Source organism: Streptosporangium sp. NBC_01639 (assembly GCF_045209755.1).
Lineage (GTDB): Bacteria > Actinomycetota > Actinomycetes > Streptosporangiales > Streptosporangiaceae > Streptosporangium.
On the sequence record NZ_CP109272.1, the window covers coordinates 5,569,567 to 5,585,247 of the forward strand.

The following is a 15,681-nucleotide window of genomic DNA, read 5'->3' on the forward strand; positions in this document are numbered from 1 at the left end:
GCGCACGTCACGGTTGTACCCGTGCCGTCCCTCCCACACCAAACCGGGGGAGGGACGGCGAGGTGAGCGCGCCGGCGGCCGGACGGCCCGGTGTGCGGACCGGCGTCACCTCGGCGACTGCGCCGCGGTGGCCTCCGACCAGTGCACCGGCAGCGCCGGGTTGCCCGCCGAGGAGCCGCCGTCCACCCGCAACACCGCGCCGGTGGTCCAGGCGGCCTCGGCCGAGGCGAGGAAGAACACCGCGGCGGCCACATCGTCCGGCTGCCCGACCCGGCCGAGTGGGTTGCCCGACACCGCCGCCGCGTACTCCTCGGTGATCGGGTTGACCTCCTGGCTGCTGCCGGCCACGAATCCAGGCGATACGGCATTCACCCGGATCCCCGCGGCGCCGAGTTCCACCGCGCAGGAGCGGGTGAGCATCTCCAGAGCCGCCTTGGAGGTCGAATAGTGTGCCGCGCCCGGTCTGGCCCGGATCGCCGCGCCCGAGGCCAGGTTCACCACACTCGCCGACCGCCCTTCCGCCACGGCCAGTCGGGCCAGCGCCACCGTGGTCAGCATCGGAGCCCTGGTGTTGACGCCCATCACGTGGTCCCACATCTGCGCGGTCATTTCCATGAGCGGGGTCGCCGGCCAGATGCCCGCCGCGTTCACCAGCACGTCCACCGGGCCGGACCGTTCCCACGCCCGATCGACCACCTCCCCCGCCGCCGGGACGCTCAGGTCCGCCGTGATCGCGGCGACGCCGACACCGTACGCCGTCGCGAGCGCACCGAGCCGCTCGCTCAGCGGCCCCTCCCTGGTGTCCACCCCGGTGATCCGGTCACCCGCCATGGCGAACCGCTCGGCGATGGCGCCGCCGAGGCCGCCCGCGGCTCCGGTGATCAGTACGTGTCGTGGCACTGGGTTTCCCTTCCTCCGTGGATGACCGTGCGTTCGAGCTCGGCCATGTTCTCCCGGGACATCGACCGTCGGCCGGTCTCGAGCTCACCGATGAGCCCGAGTACCGTCTCGATCCCGGGGCACTTCAGGCCGTGCTCGGCGGCCAGTCGCAACACCGGGCCATACTGGGCCGGCACCTCGGTCGGGCGATGCCGGACCGCCAGGTCCCGCCAGATACCGGTCTTGGTCTTCGGCTGGGTACGCAGCCAGGCGCAGAACTCGGCCAGCGCGGTGCGCGTGCGATCCGGCGGCGTGTCCACGGCGAACGCGTCGGCCTGCCAGGCGTCGAACGACTCCGGTGTGATCCCCTGCGCCGCGGCGATCGCGTAGACCTCCCTGGCCAGCGCGACGGTGAGTTCGGGGTGCCGATCGATGGTGTCGAAGATCGGGTCGTCGACGGTCGCACTGGCTGCGGCGACCACGCCGTAGGCGAGTTTCGACCAGAGGAACCCGGCTACGTTCTCGCTCGCCAGCGCCGGTCCCCACGCCTGCAGATCGGCCACGAACTCCCGTACCCGCGTGCTGATCGTGCCGTCGAGTTCCCCGACCACCAGCGCGCCGGGTCCGCCGTCGGCGATCACCCCCGGCTCGACCAGGTCGGCGAACAGGTTCACGAACGCGGAAACGGTCCGCCGGGATCCGACGGCCGCTGCGATCTCCGGTTCGCACAGGCCGTTCTGCAGGCTCACCACGGACCCGTCCGCGGCCAGCCTCGGTGCGATCCACCGCGCCGCCGTCGTGGTGGCGTTCGCCTTCACCGCGAGCACCACGTTGTGCAGTGGCCCCGCCACCTCGTCCGGCGTGCGGGCCGGCACCCGTCGGCACTGTTCGGTGCCGTCCGGGCGGCGGATGGTCAGGCCCTTCTCCCGCACCGCCGCCACATGCGCGGCGTCGGTGTCGACCAGCAGCACCGGATGCCCGGCTCCGGCAAGGTGAAAGGCGATCGTGCCGCCGATGGCTCCGCCGCCGACGACGGTGTAGGACCTGCTCACCACTGTCCTCCTTGCACAGCACGCTCCAACCAGGACACCGCCACCGGCAGCACCTCTTCGTCCACATCGAACCGCGGGGAGTGCGGCGGGCCCGGACTGTCCGATCCGACGATGGCGTACCCCGCGACACCACCCGACTCCTGCACCGCCCGCATCAGCAGGCTCGCGTCGTCGCTCGCGCCGAGCGGATGGGTGGCGCACACCTCGGCCAGTCCTCCGGCGGCCGAGGTCAGCGCCGCCGCGACAACCGGGTCCGTCGTGGCCGCGGTGGCGTACCCGGTGCGGATCAGCTCGACCTCGACCTCGTGCATCTCCGCCGCCGCGCGCACGACGAGCTCGGCGCGCCGTGCCAGTTCGCCCGCCACCTCGGCTGTGTCCGCGCGCGTCTCGTACGCCAGTTCGGCCGCACCGGCGATCACATTGGCCGCGACCCCGGCCTGCAGCCGCCCGACGTTGACCCGGGTGACGGCTCCGGCGAAGCGGGGTAGCGCGTGCAGGTTCAAGGTGGCCGTCGCGGCGGCGAGCAGGGCGTTGCGTCCCTGCTCCGGTGCCTTGGCGGCGTGTGCCTCACGGCCGGTGAACCGGACCAGGTACTTCGACGTGGCGATCAGCTCGGTGGCCGCCGGCGCGAGCAGGCCACTCGGCAGGCCGAACGCGAGGTGGATCGCGAGCAGCACGTCCACGTCCGCGCAGGCGCCCGCCGCCACCATGGGCTGGGCCCCGCGCACCCCCTCCTCGGCCGGCTGGAACAGCAGCCGCACGGAGCCGGGGAAGTCACGCGTGGACAGCGCCGCGGCCAGGGCGAGGCCGATCGCGACGTGTCCGTCGTGACCGCAGGCGTGCATCACCCCCGGGTGGCCGGAGGCGAACCCCTGCCGGTGCGGCCGGTGGTCGTCGGCGGACGCCTCGGTGATCGGCAGCGCGTCCATGTCGAACCGCAACGCGACCCTCCGCCCGGGCCGGTTGCCGTGCAGGTCCGCGACCACCGCGGTGTGACCACCGGAGAACCGTGCCACCAGCTCCTCCGGCACGCCCTCGGCCAGCGCGCGGCCGGCGGAGTGTTCCAGCACCGATGCCTCTGGCAGGCCGGGCAGCCCGGTCGCGTCGAACACCTCGGATCCGGAACGGACGGTCCAGCCGAGGGAGCGCAACGCGGTGTCCACCCGGGCGGCGGTGCGGATCTCGGTGAAGCCGAGTTCGGGATGGGCGTGCAGGTCCCGGCGCACGGCGGCCGCATCGGTCACGTCCGAAGGCCATGGGCCCGTCATGCCGGCAGGTCCGGGCCGCGGGTCGCGAACTCCGCCCGCACCGCGTCGAACAGTTCCGGATCGGCGAGCAGATCGGCCCCGGCACAGGCCAGCGCGGTGGCCATTCGCAACATGGCCTGCTGCGCCCGGGGCCGGGCGACGGCCTCGGTCATGGCCAGCGAGTGGGTCGGCGTGCCGGAGTCCATCACCTGCAGGTAGGGATGGACGGTTGGCAGCACCAGGCTCACGTTGCCGATGTCGGAGGAGCCCGTGCCGCCGCGCAGCACCGGCTGCTCGACACGCACGCCCTGGCGGCGCAGATGTCCGGCGACCAGACCGGCGATCACGTGGTTGTTCTTGCGTTCGGAGTAGCCCAGTCCCCGGCTGATCTGCACGGTGGTCCCGGTCGCCGCGGCGGCTGCGGCGGCGATGGCCTCCACCCGGCCGACGAGGTCGTCCACGACGTCACCGGTGAGTGCTCGGACCATGAACTCGGCCCGGGTGTAGGCCGGCACCACGTTGGGCGCCTCGCCGCCGTGCGTGATGATCCCGTGCAGACGGCTGGACTCGGGTACGAACTGACGCAGCGCGTCCACCCCGGTGAAGAACTGGATCACCGCGGCCAGCGCGCTGCGTCCGTCCTGGGCGCTGGCCGCGGCGTGTGCGGCCACCCCATGGAACTCCAGCACGAGTTGACGTGTGGCGGTGGCGTGCCGGATCGGCATCGTCGTATCGCCCGGGTGGAACATCAACGCGGCGTCCACGCCGTCGAACGCACCGGCCTCCAGCAGCAGCACCTTGCCGCCCGCGCCCTCCTCGCCGGGCGTGCCGATACAGGACACGGTGCCGGGTAGTTCCGGCGCGGCACGGCGGAGCGCGATCGCCGCGCCGATCCCGCCGGCGGCGATCAGGTTGTGCCCGCATCCGTGTCCGATGCCGGGCAGCGCGTCGTACTCGCAGAGGAACGCGAGCACCGGCGCCCCGCTGCCCGCGGTGCCCCGGAACGCGGTGGGCAGGCCACCGAGCCCCTCCTCCACCGTGAAGTCCCGGTGCAGCATCTCGGTCAGCCGGCCCGCCGCGTACTTCTCGTTCATCGCCGTCTCGGGGTGGGCGTGCAGGTCGAGGCTCAGCCCGATCAGGTCGTCCGACAGTCTGCCGATCTCTTCCGCGATCCGCTCGTGGATCTCGGCGCTGGCGCCGCTCACAGGAGTGCCTCCCAGGTCGTCCGTCGTCGTGTGGTGAGTCAACGCAGCACCGTGCCGAGCACGCGTTCGGCATTTCCGCCGAGAACCTTTGCGATGTCGGCGTCCGCCCAGCCCCGGCGTACCAGCCAGCCGGCCGCGTTGCGCGGTGCCTCAGCCGGGTTCTCCATGCCGGCGACGTGGTCGGGCAGCGGAAGTCCCTCATGGCCGGGCACCGGCTGCGGCGCCCACCCGGCCGCCGCGTACAGCCCGGCGTGGTCCCCGAAGAAGGTGTCCGGGCCCAGCCCGACGTGGTCCACGCCGACGAGCTCCGCGATGTACTCGACGTGCGCCATCACCGCGTCCAGATCATGCTCAAGCCTGCCCTCCACCCGGGTGGATCCCGGCGCGGCCTCCACCCCGATCACACCTGACGTGGCGGCGACCGCGCGCAGCACATCGTCCGGCTTCATCCGCGGGCTCGGCCACCGGGCCCGCGCGCCGGCATGGCTGATCACCACCGGCTCGCTGCTGGCGGCGGCGGCCTCGATGCTGGTGCGGTCACCGACGTGGGCCAGGTCGACCAGCATGCCGAGCTGGTTCATCACGCCCACCGCCTGGCGGCCGAGCGGGGTGAGCCCCTCGTCGACCGGCTGTCCGAGGCCGCCGCCGAGTGGATTGCCCGCGTTGTAGGCCAGCCCGGAGGAGCGGATCCCGGCCGCGTACAAGGCAGGGATGCCGTCCAGGTCGGTGCCGATGCTGCCCAGATCCTCCAGCGCCGGCAGGAGCCTCGGCCCGGTGGTGGAGACGGCGAGGCCGGCACGCATCTGGTCGGCCCAGCGCAGCAACCGGTCCTGGTCGGGTTCGACCAGGGAACTGGCCAGCACGATGGTCAACCCGGATTCGTTCAGACCGGCGTGTCCGATGTGCTCGGTGCCCACGCGGGTGTGCTCCGCCCAGCTCTCCGGGGTGATCGGGTCGGGTAGCCGGACCGGATGGTCGTGCAGCGACACCACCACTCCGGACAGCAGCCGATCGACCCGTTCGCGCTGCCCGTCGTCCAGGTCCAGTGGGTACGGCGGCAGCCGGTCGATGTCCGCGGCGTACGGGATCATGCGCGCATCTCCACATTGTGGGTGTCCACGGTCTTGGTTTCCCGCATGAAGTAGAAGAACAGGCCGGTGACCAGCGCGCAGACGCTGACGTAGAGCGGTACCGCCCAGAGGTTGTCGCGGGAGCCGAAGAACTGCATCACGCTGGGCGCGGTACCGCCGAAGATCGCGTTCGAGATGGCGTAGGGCAGGGCGATGCCGATCGTGCGGACCTGTGGTGGGAACAGCTCGGCGAACACCGTGGCCAGGTTCGAGTGGTTGAGTGACAGGAACGCCATGCCGACCAGCGACACGAGCAGCACACTGCCGAAGCTGCCGTCCAGCATGGACAGCAGGGGGAACGGCAGGATCACGAACGCTCCCGCGTACACCAGCATCGTCGGCCGACGCCCGAACCTGTCGGACAACAGCGCGGCGAAAGGCAGGACCACCACGAAGAAGGCGAGCGCGATGGTGTTGGCCAGCTGCGCGTCCGCCTCCTTCGCGTGCTGGGTGAGCACCGCGTACGTGGGCAGGTAGGTCAGCCACATGTAGGTGATCACAGAACCGGCGATGGAGATGCCGAACACGAACCAGGCGGCGCGCCGGTGGCCTGCGGCCATCGCGCCCAGCGGCCGCTGTTCCTGCCGGCCGCTCTGCTCCAGCCGGCGGAACGCCTCCGGTTCGGTCAGGCGCCGCCGGATGTACATGCCGATCAGGCCGATCACCGCTCCGAGGACGAACGGAACCCGCCAGCCCCAGGAGGACATGGCGTCGTCGTCGAGCGTCCGGGTGAGCACGGTGGCGCTCAGCGAGGCGCACAGGATGCCCAGCACCACCGAGACCTGCTGGAAGGATCCGGCGAACGCCCGGCGTCCCGGCTTGGCCCACTCGACCAGGAACGAGGCGGATGTGCCGAACTCGCCGCCGGTGGAGAAACCCTGCAGCAGCCGGCCGGCGATCAGGATCGCCGGGGCGAGCCAGCCCACCGCGCCGTACGTCGGTGCCAACGCGATGAGCAGACTGCCTGCGGCCATCAGCAGGATGGTGAGCGTCATGCCGTGCCGGCGTCCGCGCCGGTCCGCGTAGACGCCGAGCACCGCCGCGCCGACCGGCCGCATGAAGAAGCTGATCGCGAACACCAGCAGCGTCGACAGGGTGGCCGTGGTGCCTCCACCGGGGAAGAACTGGCTGGCGAAGTAGGGGGCGAAGAACCCGTACACCGACCAGTCGAACCACTCGACGAAGTTGCCGACGGTGCCGCCGACCAGCGCGTTCGCGGTGCCGCTGGAAGTCCGGGCGCCGGAGTCGGCCGTGGTGGAGGAGGTCATATGTGGCTCCACGGGAGAAGGGGCGGACGTTGAAGACACATAGTGTGGCCAGCGTATGTTAATGAGCAATGTTCACGCTCGAATTGCATGGATAAAGCGATTACTGCGGATGAGATGATGGATACTGCATGGATGGATGAGATTGATCTTCGGATTGTCGCCGCTCTGATCGCCCATCCGCGGGCCGGTTGGCCTGCGGTGGCCAGGGCGGTGAACGCCTCGGAGGCGACCGTGTCCCGGCGCGCGACCCGGATCCTTTCCTCGGAGCGGGTCCACGTCGCGGCCACCCTGGACGTGCTGGCCACCGGCCGCGGCGTGCCCGTGTTCGTGCGGGTGCGGTGCGAGCCTCGCAAATCGGTGTCGGTGGCCAACGCGCTCACCGAGTGGCCGAGCGTACGGTTCGTCTCCCTGGTCTCCGGGGTGGCCGACTGCCTGGTCGAACTGGTCGCCGCCGACCGCAACGACCTGCTCGATCTCACCCTGATCCGGCTGCCCGAGCTGGACGGGGTCATCGGCAGCAGCTCGGAGATCGTGTTGCGCCGCTTCACCACCGGGGTGGGCTGGGACCCCGGCCTGCTGGACGCCGAGGCGGTGGCGGCTCTGCGCGCCGACCGTTTCGATCGCTGGGACCGGGCTCAGCCCACCGAACTCGTGCCGCCGCTCTCCGAAGTGGACGAAACGCTGGTCGCCGCCCTCGCCGAGGACGGCCGGATGCGCTGGCGGGACCTTGCCGCCAGGGCGGGGATCATGGAGAGCACCGCGCGCCGGCGGGTGGAGAACATGTGCCGGTCCGGTGCGTTGCGACTCCGCACGATCGTCGAGCCGGAGATGCTGGGTCTACCCGTGACGGCGTTTCTGTGGCTCCGGATAGATCCGCGTCGGGTCGATGCCGTGGCCGAGGAGCTGGCACGGCATCCGGCGGTGCTGCTGCTCTGCGCGACGGCCGGCGAACACACCATGTGTGGCGAGGTGGCGGTGGCTGAATATTCTGATCTGCACCGGTTTCTCACCGGAACTCTCGGAGGCATCCCGGGGATCCGCGACGTGGACGTGACGATGGGGCTGCAGACCTTGAAGCGGGCCTCGATCGTCCGGCCGTGGTTCCCGGAGGCGGTACCCGCGACGGTATGAGCCGGTGCCGGAGCTCCAGGCGGTGGGGGCTCAGCCGGGATGATCTACGCTTGGATCGCCGTCGTGTCGATGCGGTGCCAAGCCGTCCGTGGCGGCTGCTCCGTCGTGGAATCGGTGGTCTGCCCGCGTCCCGGCGAAGACCGGTCGCGGAGCGGATTCTGCTCACAGTGCGGCTGCGACGCTGAGATCATCCTGGTAGCTCTCCTTGGAGGTTCGGCGCGTGCCGAGGTGGATCCGACCTGTCTCACGGCTTCCGATGACGGAGCCGGCGCGTGCCACCGGGCGTCACCGTCACGCGCGTGCCGCCGGGCGTGCGGGGCTCGCCGCGATGGGGTTCGCCGTCGCGGTCATGCTGGCCGTCGCCCTCCTCGGGCCGTCCGCGGCGGTACCCGACATCGGTGGCGGCGATCCGCCCTGGTTCCTGCGGGCCGCCCCCTCCGACGCGTTGGTGATCCGGTTGACCTGGGTGGCCGTCATCGTCGGCGGGCTGGGCGTGGGCGCCGGGCTGTACGCGCTGCGCCGGGGATGGCTTCCCGCGCGAGGGATCCTTCTCGCCGGTACGGTGACCGCCGTCCTCGCCCTCACACTGGTCCCGCCCGCGGGGTCGACGGACGTGCTCAACTACGCGGTCTACGGACGTATCGCCGCCCTGGGGCAGGACCCGTACCTGGTGACCCCGGCGTGGCTGCACAAGCTGGCGGACCCGGTCGGCGAGTTCGCTCCGCTCGCCTGGCGCGGTGCTCCCTCGGTGTACGGACCGCTGGCCACCTGGGCGCAGTCGGCCGCCTCGCAGCTGGGCGGTGAGTCGATGGCCGGCACCGTACTCGCGCTCAAGACCATGACCGGGACGGCGTTCCTGCTGTCGGCGCTCATGCTCGACCGGCTGGCCGGACCGGACCGCGCGCGGCGGGTCCGCGTCCACCTGCTGTGGAGCCTCAACCCGCTGATGCTCTGGCACGTGGTGCTGGGCGGTCACATCGACGGCCTGGGCGCGTTCTTCCTGGTGGCCGCGCTCCTCGCGATGCGCGGCGGCGGTGTGCTGGCGGGCCTGGCGGCGGGGGCGCTGCTCGGCGCGGCGGCCGCCGTCAAGGCGCCGTTCCTCATCGCCGGAGCCGGCCTGGCCTGGGCGGCCCGCCGGTCGGCGGCCACGTTCCTGGCGATGGTCACGGGCGTGGTCGCGACCCTGGCCGCGGTGTACGTGACGCAGAGCCCGGCGGCCTTCGGGAACCTGGTCGGCAAGATCGGCGCCCACTCGCTGGCGGACCCGTGGCGTGTGATCACCGACGCGCTGGGGCTGGGCACGGAGTCGTCCACGCTGGAGGGACAGCTCGCCCTCGGCGCCGCCTTCCTCATCGGCCTCCTGCTGTGCTGGCGGCTCCCGGAGGGGCCGCCCGGCCTGGACGCCGTACGGCCGGCGCTGGCGTGGTGCCTGTGCTGGCTGCTCACCTCGCCGGTGCAGCACCCCTGGTACGACGCCCTGCTGTTCCCCCTGCTGGCCCTCATGCCGGCCGGTCGTCTCGACGGTCTGCTGATCGTGCGGGGGATCGTGACCAGCCTCATCTACCTGCCCGGCGCCATCGGCTTCCTCCTGCTCCAGCCCACCGCGCTGACCCGGTGGATCCTTGAGGTCTACCGCCCGTGGGTCGCTCCGCTGGCCGCCGACCTCGTCATCCTCTGCGTCGTCGTGCTGGGCTTCGCGGGGGCCCTCCGCCACCGCCGTACCCCGGCGCGGGGCGCCGACGACGGCTGAGCGGCGGGAAGGGCGCCCGGAGGGGGAGCCTGCGCCACGCGCGGTCACGTCAGGCGTTTCCGGGACGGCCGGCTCCGTCCCCGCCGAGCCCGTGCTCGCGGACAAGGACAAACGTGTCCCGAGGGGGAAGGTGTGTTCACGCGGCTTCGGGCGTAGGCTCACTGGGCGTGGATCTCGACTTCGTCTGTGTGCATGCCGGGCGGGCAGCCGCCGAGCTGACCCGCCGTGATGTGGCCCGTGCTCTGCTCGCGGTGCCGTCGGGGGTGGCCCTGGTCGCCCTTCCCGACCTGCGCCGGGCCCTGATGGCGGCGGGAAACCCGCTGTCCCCGCCCTTCTGGGAGTCCGCCAAGACGACGTTGCGGGCCATCGAGTCCGGCGCCGCGACCGTGGGGGACGTGCAACGGTGGCTGGAGTCCACCGGCACCGAACCCCTCCTGCTCACCCGGAGCTTCTTCGTCTGGCCGGAGGAGGACGAGCGGGGCCCGATCTCCGAGGAGATGTTCCACGCGATGGTCGCCTACCTGGAGGAGCGGGTCGCCGCCGGGGAGATCGATCCGGACGCGCTCGCGCAGGGGGACGAGCAGGCCAGGGAGGCCTATGAGGAGTTGCAGGAGCGCTGGCTCAACAGCCCGATGCCCGATGGCCGGGTGCCCGGGATGGCGGTCAGCGACGAGCAGGACGAGGAGCTGTTCGCCGCCTGGGACGAGGAGGAGGCCTTCGCGCTCAGTGAGCTGCGGCGCATCCTGGCCGACCTGCCCGACCCCGAGCGGCCCGTCGGAGACCTGCATGCGGCGTGCGTACGGCTGCGCGAGGTGCTGTCCGGCCCCGGCTATCCGGGCAACGTGCTGCGGGCCTGCGCCGGGTACGACGGGGCTCCGCTGCCCGACGACGACGAGGAGCTCTGGCTGACCGTCACCGCGGGCATCGCCGGGCCCATCTCGGACCTGCCCGATGACGACGACACCCCGGAGCGGTTCTCCGACCTGGAGGGCGAGCTCAGCCACGAGGACGCCGTGCTGGCCTCGCTGTGCGCGATCCACCACGCGGACTGGCTGGCGGTGGTGGCGGCCCTGGCCAGACGCGGTCCGGGGGTGCTGGCCTCGCCCGAGCGGATCGCCCGGTTCATCGCCGAGTCCGAGGACATCGATGTGCAGATGGACGAGCCGGACGATCTGGAGGCGGCGGAGACGCTCTTCAGCTCCGTCACACCTCTCTGGGCGTGCCTGGGGATCGTGGACAAGACCGAGGTGCTCACCCCGCTGGGCCGCTGGGGGCTGCCGAGGGCGCTGGAGCGGGCCTGGTCGGAGGACTGACGCGGGGCACGGCCGAACGCACCGCCGGTGTCCTCACCTGCGGTGTGGTCGCGAGGGTGTCCGTCTCGGCCGTCCCCGGCTGAACGCGGACACCTCTCGGCCTGCTTCCACGGCCACCCGGACGATCGTCTAGGCGGTGGGGCCCTGCTTCCTCAGCTCCGCCTCCGAGGGGACCTCGATCTTGGAGATCTGCCTCTTCATCGACTTCACGAGCATGAACAGCGCGAACCCCAGCGCCGCGACGACGAGGAACCCCAGGAGGCCCGGGCTGACGTCACCTGTGGTGAAGGTGTCAAGTGCAATCACACCTCAAGTGTGCCACCGCCACCCCATGGTCGTGTCAGTGGCAGGCGGGCGACACCTCTTCGGCGTGGATGCCGATGAACAGGTCGTCCTCGGGAAGCCCGGTGTCCACGAGGGAACGGGCCAGATGGTAGTCCTCGGTCGGCCAGATCTCGTGCTGCAGCTCACGCGGGCAGACGAACCAGAAACCGTCGGGGTCGACCTGGGTGGCGTGGGCGAGCAGCGCCTCGTCACGGACCTCGAAGTAGTCGCCGCAGGGGACGCGGGTGGTCACCGGCCACTTCTGCGGGCGGTCCTCCCAGCGTGAGATCCAGTCGGCGTAGGGGGAGCCCATGCCGCGGGAGTTCATCGCCTCGTGCAGCGCCTCGAACTTCTCCTTGGTGAAGCCCATCTGGTAGTAGAGCTTGAGCGGCTGCCAGGGCTCGCCGGCCTCAGGATAGCGGTCGGGGTCACCCGCGGCCTCGAAGGCCTCCACCGAGACACGGTTGGTCATGATGTGGTCCGGGTGCGGGTAGCCGCCGTCGTCGTCGTAGGTGAGGATGACGTGCGGCCGGAACTCGCGTACGGCGGCCACCAGCGGCGCCGAGGCGATCTCGATCGGCTGGAGGGCGAAGCAGCCTTCGGGCAGCGGCTCGCTCTCGTCCTCGGGCAGGCCCGAGTCGACGAACCCCATGAAGCGCTGCTGTACGCCGAGGATCTCCCTCGCGCGCTCCATCTCCAGACGCCGGACCTCGCCGATGTTCTCCAGGATCTCGGGGCGGTCCATCTTGGGGTTCAGGATCGAGCCGCGTTCGCCTCCGGTGAGGGTACAGACGAGCACCTCCACACCTTCCGCGACGTAGCGCGCCATCGTGGCGGCGCCCTTGCTCGACTCGTCGTCAGGGTGCGCGTGAACGGCCATCAGCCGCAGCGGTGCACTCACGTGATCGAGGTCTCCTCTGTATTAGGTCGCGCTGAAATCCTTGCTCGCCCCGGGGAGGTGCGGCTTGGCCGTACCGTCCCGGGGCTCGCTCCGATGCCGCGCCGCTCCCCGGGTTGGCCTGGGTCGCTCCAGGGAGAGGTTAGTTTCTCTTATGGCGGTCGCGAGGGCGAGGCCCCCGCACGAGACAATTGTCTCGGATAACGCCGAGGTAGTGCAGGGAGATTCCGTCATGGCCACCAGCGAGGCCGAGAAGGGCCGGAAGGACGGTCCGATCCTCGGCGTCCCGGACGACTTCCCCGACCGCCCGGAGCGCAGGGGGCGCTTCGTCGTCCACATCGTGATCGCGATCCTGTGCGCCGTGTGCGCAGGGGGCTGGGGTTACGTGATGTGGGCGTCCAAGGGGGAGACCGAGGTGATCAACCAGGTCATCGCTTTTGATCCCGGCCGCGGCGATTCTATGCAGATCACCTTCGAGGTGGTCAAGCCGTCTGATCGCGCCGCCCTCTGCCGGCTGCGGGCGATGGACGTCTCCCACGTGGAAGTCGGGAGTCGGGAGGTCACTATTCCGGCTGGTGAGGGATATGTCCGCCTTACTGAGCGGCTAGAGACCAGTGCCCAGGCCACTTCGGGCGACGTCCACTACTGCTATCTCGTATAGTGAGATATTTGGGGAAGCGTTCGAGCCGTTAACTTGTTAGCCTTTCGAAATTCGAACGTCAGCTACCCAAGTACGAAGCCCCCATAGAGGAACCAAGGAGAACCCGTGGCCGACTCCCACAACGAGAGCGTCACCTGGCTCACTCAGGAGGCGTACGACCGCCTGAAGGCGGAGTTCGAATACCTCTCGGGGCCGGGGCGCGTCGACATCGCCAAGAAGATCGAGGACGCCCGCGAAGAGGGTGACCTGAAGGAGAACGGCGGCTACCACGCCGCCAAGGACGAGCAGGGCAAGATGGAGGCCCGCATCTTCCACCTCCACCAGATCATCGACAACGCCAAGGTGGGTGAGGCGCCACGCACCGAGGGCGTGGTCGGTCCCGGCATGACCGTCACCGTCCGCTTCGAGGGGGACGACGAAGAGGTCGCCTTCCTGCTGGCCTCCCGCGAGGAGAGCGGCGCCCCGATCGACGTCTACTCGCCCAAGTCACCGCTCGGTGCGGCGATCAACGGTAAGAAGATCGGGGAAAAGGCGACGTACACGATGCCCAACGGCCGCTCCAACACGGTCGAGATCCTTGAGGCCGTGCCGTACATCGGTAACTGACCTCTCCTTACGAACCAACCGATCCGCCGGGCTCTCATCCCGGCGGATCGCCGTGTTCGTGGGCCTGTTGGCTATGGCGCCTTCTGGGGCGTGTTGTCCAGCTTGCGACTGTGTCGTGGTTAACAGAGTGTTTTGGCGGGTTCGCGTGCATTGCGGAGCGGCGTACGGCACTCTCTTAGGGCTGGACTCGAACAGGTGGAAGGGGGGATCTCATGCTGGATCGGCAGACGCGTGTCTCCGGTCTGATTCATGAGGCCCGGCAGGATCTCGCCTACCGCCCGCGCATCCGCTACGGCCGGCGGCTCCGGCAGGCGTTCCCCGCCATCGTGCTGCTCCTGGTGGCGGTGCTGGCCACGGGAGTGGTGGTGGTCACCCAATTGCCGGAGCGGTCCGCGGAGACGGTCGCCCTGCGCAGGCCCGTCGCCAGGCAGGGCATCCAGAGCGACGTGGCCGCGGCCGGGCCCACGCACACCCCGCCGCAGCCGGTGGCCCCGCTGACCTCGACCCACCAGCCGCACCTCTTCGTCGTCGCCGCCAAGCCGCTGAGCTCGGCCGTGGTCGCGAAGGTCGCACAGGTCGCCGGGGTGCGGGCGGTGGAACGTGCCGACGCCGCGGAGGTGGGCATGGACGGCAAGCGGGTGCAGACCCTGGGGGTCAACCCCTCGACGTTCCGCGCCTACACTCCCAAGCCGACCGCGCGTTCCGACCGGCTCTGGCGCAACGTCTCCGCCGGCGAGATCGCCGTCTCCTTCGTCCTCGGCAACGACGGGGGCATGCCGCTGGGCAAGTCCGTCACCACGGCCGGGCAGGTGCTGCGCGTGGGCGCCTACGCGACGATGGGCATGGGCGCCATCGACGCCGTGGTCTCCCGGCAGACCGCACGTGCGCTGGGCATCCCCGAGAACAACGCACTGGTGGTGAGCGCTCCGAAGGTCGATTCGGCCAAGCTGCGCCGCGCCCTGCTGCGGATCCTGCCCCGGCGCAGCCAGATCGCCACGATCAACCCGGTGCTGTCGACGCCTCGGCGCACGACCTGGGCGGCGGGCTCCTTCATGACCGCTCCCCAGATCAAGGTCGCCCTCACCGCGGCGGTCAGCAAGCTCGGCCGCCCCTACGTGTGGGGTGCGGAGGGGCCGGACACCTTCGACTGCTCCGGCCTGGTCCAGTGGGCCTACGCCCAGGCGGGGATCAAGGTTCCTCGCGTGACGCACCAGCAGTTCGTCTCGGGCCCGCAGATCCCGCTCTCTCAGGCCCAGCCCGGTGACCTGCTGTTCTGGCGGTACGACCCGACCAACCCCAGCTATGTCTCCCATGTGGCGATCTACTGGGGCAACGGCAAGATGCTGCAGGCGCCCAGGACCGGGGACGTGGTCAAGTTCAGTCCCGTCAGCACCCGCAACCTCGCCGGTGTCGTGCGGATCAGTCCGGCCGTGGCGGCCCGGGTCCGCTGACGTTCCAGGACCGGGGAAGGGAAGAAACCCGGGCGGTCCGGGGCCGGGATGAGGCGCGGGCGGTCGGCGGTCCGGAGCCGGGGTGCGGGCGGTCGAGGGTGCGGGCGGTCGGCGGTCCCGGTCCGGGAGGCTCAGGGGCGCAGGCCCGCCTCCAGGAGGCCGAGGGCCTCGTCCGTGACGTCGGCCAGGCGTCTGGCGCCGTCGGCTTCCGCCCAGGCGAACACGGCGGCGAGCAGCACGCCCGCCACGGCTCCGGCGGTCGCGCGGCTCAGCGGGTCGGTGGTGTCGCGCCCGAGGCGTTCGGCGATGCCCTCGGCGAGCATGCCGATCGTGGTCGTCATGCTGTCCACGGCTCTGGCGCGTAGCGCGGTGTGCTTGAGCTGCAGCCGGGTGCGGGTCAGGACCTGCGACTCCTCGTCCTCGGGGAATCCCTCCAAGACCGCGCTCACGGTGGCGCGGACCGCGGCGACCGGGGTCAGGTCCGCCGGTTGCGCGGCCAGCGCCGCCGCCAGGGCGGGGTCGTAGGCGTCCTGGACGGCGACGTCCTCCTTGGTGGGGAAGTAGCGGAAGAAGGTGCTGGGGGAGATCTCCGCGGCCTCGGCGATCTGCTCGACCGTCGTGGCTTCGTACCCCTGCTCGGCGAACAGCCGCAGGGCGTGTTCCTGGATCGTCCGCCGGGTCTTGGCCTTCTTGCGTTCGCGCAGTCCCTCAGCGCGCGGAGATGAGCTCATGGGCCGATTCTGGTGGTTCTCCCACGCACGGGAAA

At 70.8% G+C, this 15,681-nt stretch carries 15 protein-coding genes; 6 read left to right on the forward strand and 9 right to left on the reverse strand.

Features of this window, described 5'->3' with window-relative positions; all coding sequences use genetic code 11:
- Positions 1-105: 105 nt before the first annotated feature.
- The 6 genes from OHA77_RS25530 to OHA77_RS25555 are packed head-to-tail and all read right to left on the reverse strand — an operon-like array spanning position 106 to position 6,781.
- A complete protein-coding gene (locus tag OHA77_RS25530; protein WP_406312005.1) occupies positions 106-900 on the reverse strand; it encodes an SDR family NAD(P)-dependent oxidoreductase in 795 nt (264 codons plus the stop codon).
- On the reverse strand, positions 882-1,931 hold the full coding sequence (locus OHA77_RS25535; protein WP_406312006.1) for a ketopantoate reductase family protein: 1,050 nt from the start codon (positions 1,929-1,931) through the stop codon (positions 882-884). Before OHA77_RS25535 ends, OHA77_RS25530 begins: the two co-directional genes overlap by 19 nt.
- Complete coding sequence (locus tag OHA77_RS25540; protein ID WP_406312007.1) at positions 1,928-3,175, reverse strand: amidohydrolase; 1,248 nt, start codon at positions 3,173-3,175, stop codon at positions 1,928-1,930. Before OHA77_RS25540 ends, OHA77_RS25535 begins: the two co-directional genes overlap by 4 nt.
- Before the next feature lie 20 nt (positions 3,176-3,195).
- Positions 3,196-4,383: an amidohydrolase gene (locus OHA77_RS25545; protein WP_406312008.1), complete on the reverse strand. Its 1,188-nt coding sequence runs from the start codon at positions 4,381-4,383 to the stop codon at positions 3,196-3,198.
- Between the two features lie 38 nt (positions 4,384-4,421).
- The gene (locus tag OHA77_RS25550) at positions 4,422-5,474 is read right to left on the reverse strand and encodes a dipeptidase (protein WP_406312009.1); all 1,053 of its coding nucleotides are present in this window, start codon (positions 5,472-5,474) and stop codon (positions 4,422-4,424) included.
- Positions 5,471-6,781, reverse strand: coding sequence for an MFS transporter (locus OHA77_RS25555; RefSeq protein ID WP_406312010.1), 1,311 nt, complete (start codon positions 6,779-6,781; stop codon positions 5,471-5,473). Before OHA77_RS25555 ends, OHA77_RS25550 begins: the two co-directional genes overlap by 4 nt.
- Positions 6,782-6,913: 132 nt before the next feature.
- On the opposite strand from OHA77_RS25555, the gene OHA77_RS25560 reads away from it, so the two are divergent.
- The 3 genes from OHA77_RS25560 to OHA77_RS25570 all read left to right on the forward strand — a co-directional run bounded on the left by OHA77_RS25560 (position 6,914) and on the right by OHA77_RS25570 (position 10,975).
- Positions 6,914-7,912 carry an Lrp/AsnC family transcriptional regulator gene (locus OHA77_RS25560; protein WP_326825690.1) on the forward strand — a complete coding sequence of 333 codons (999 nt, stop codon included), beginning with the start codon at positions 6,914-6,916 and terminating at the stop codon, positions 7,910-7,912.
- A 256-nt stretch (positions 7,913-8,168) separates the two neighbouring features.
- Positions 8,169-9,662 carry a hypothetical protein gene (locus OHA77_RS25565; RefSeq protein WP_406312011.1) on the forward strand — a complete coding sequence of 498 codons (1,494 nt, stop codon included), beginning with the start codon at positions 8,169-8,171 and terminating at the stop codon, positions 9,660-9,662.
- Between the two features lie 167 nt (positions 9,663-9,829).
- Positions 9,830-10,975 carry a hypothetical protein gene (locus OHA77_RS25570; protein ID WP_406312012.1) on the forward strand — a complete coding sequence of 382 codons (1,146 nt, stop codon included), beginning with the start codon at positions 9,830-9,832 and terminating at the stop codon, positions 10,973-10,975.
- A gap of 129 nt (positions 10,976-11,104) precedes the next feature.
- Here the strand turns inward: OHA77_RS25570 and OHA77_RS25575 are convergent, their stop codons facing one another.
- Both OHA77_RS25575 and mca read right to left on the reverse strand, forming a co-directional pair.
- Entirely contained in the window at positions 11,105-11,281 is a 177-nt protein-coding gene (locus tag OHA77_RS25575; RefSeq protein ID WP_326825686.1) for a hypothetical protein, read from the reverse strand.
- 34 nt (positions 11,282-11,315) lie between these two features.
- Complete coding sequence (gene mca / locus OHA77_RS25580) at positions 11,316-12,200, reverse strand: mycothiol conjugate amidase Mca (protein WP_326825685.1); 885 nt, start codon at positions 12,198-12,200, stop codon at positions 11,316-11,318.
- A gap of 229 nt (positions 12,201-12,429) precedes the next feature.
- On the opposite strand from mca, the gene OHA77_RS25585 reads away from it, so the two are divergent.
- The 3 genes from OHA77_RS25585 (at position 12,430) to OHA77_RS25595 (ending at position 14,915) form a co-directional block, all read left to right on the forward strand.
- Positions 12,430-12,858: a DUF4307 domain-containing protein gene (locus OHA77_RS25585; protein ID WP_406312014.1), complete on the forward strand. Its 429-nt coding sequence runs from the start codon at positions 12,430-12,432 to the stop codon at positions 12,856-12,858.
- 105 nt (positions 12,859-12,963) lie between these two features.
- Positions 12,964-13,464 (forward strand): transcription elongation factor GreA, encoded by a 501-nt coding sequence (greA, locus tag OHA77_RS25590; protein ID WP_326825683.1) that lies wholly within the window; start codon positions 12,964-12,966, stop codon positions 13,462-13,464.
- Positions 13,465-13,676: 212 nt separating this feature from the next.
- The gene (locus tag OHA77_RS25595; protein WP_406312016.1) at positions 13,677-14,915 is read left to right on the forward strand and encodes a C40 family peptidase; all 1,239 of its coding nucleotides are present in this window, start codon (positions 13,677-13,679) and stop codon (positions 14,913-14,915) included.
- Between the two features lie 131 nt (positions 14,916-15,046).
- Here the strand turns inward: OHA77_RS25595 and OHA77_RS25600 are convergent, their stop codons facing one another.
- Positions 15,047-15,646, reverse strand: a complete 600-nt coding sequence (locus OHA77_RS25600) for a TetR family transcriptional regulator (RefSeq protein WP_406312017.1) — start codon at positions 15,644-15,646, stop codon at positions 15,047-15,049.
- Between the last annotated feature and the right edge of the window lie 35 nt (positions 15,647-15,681).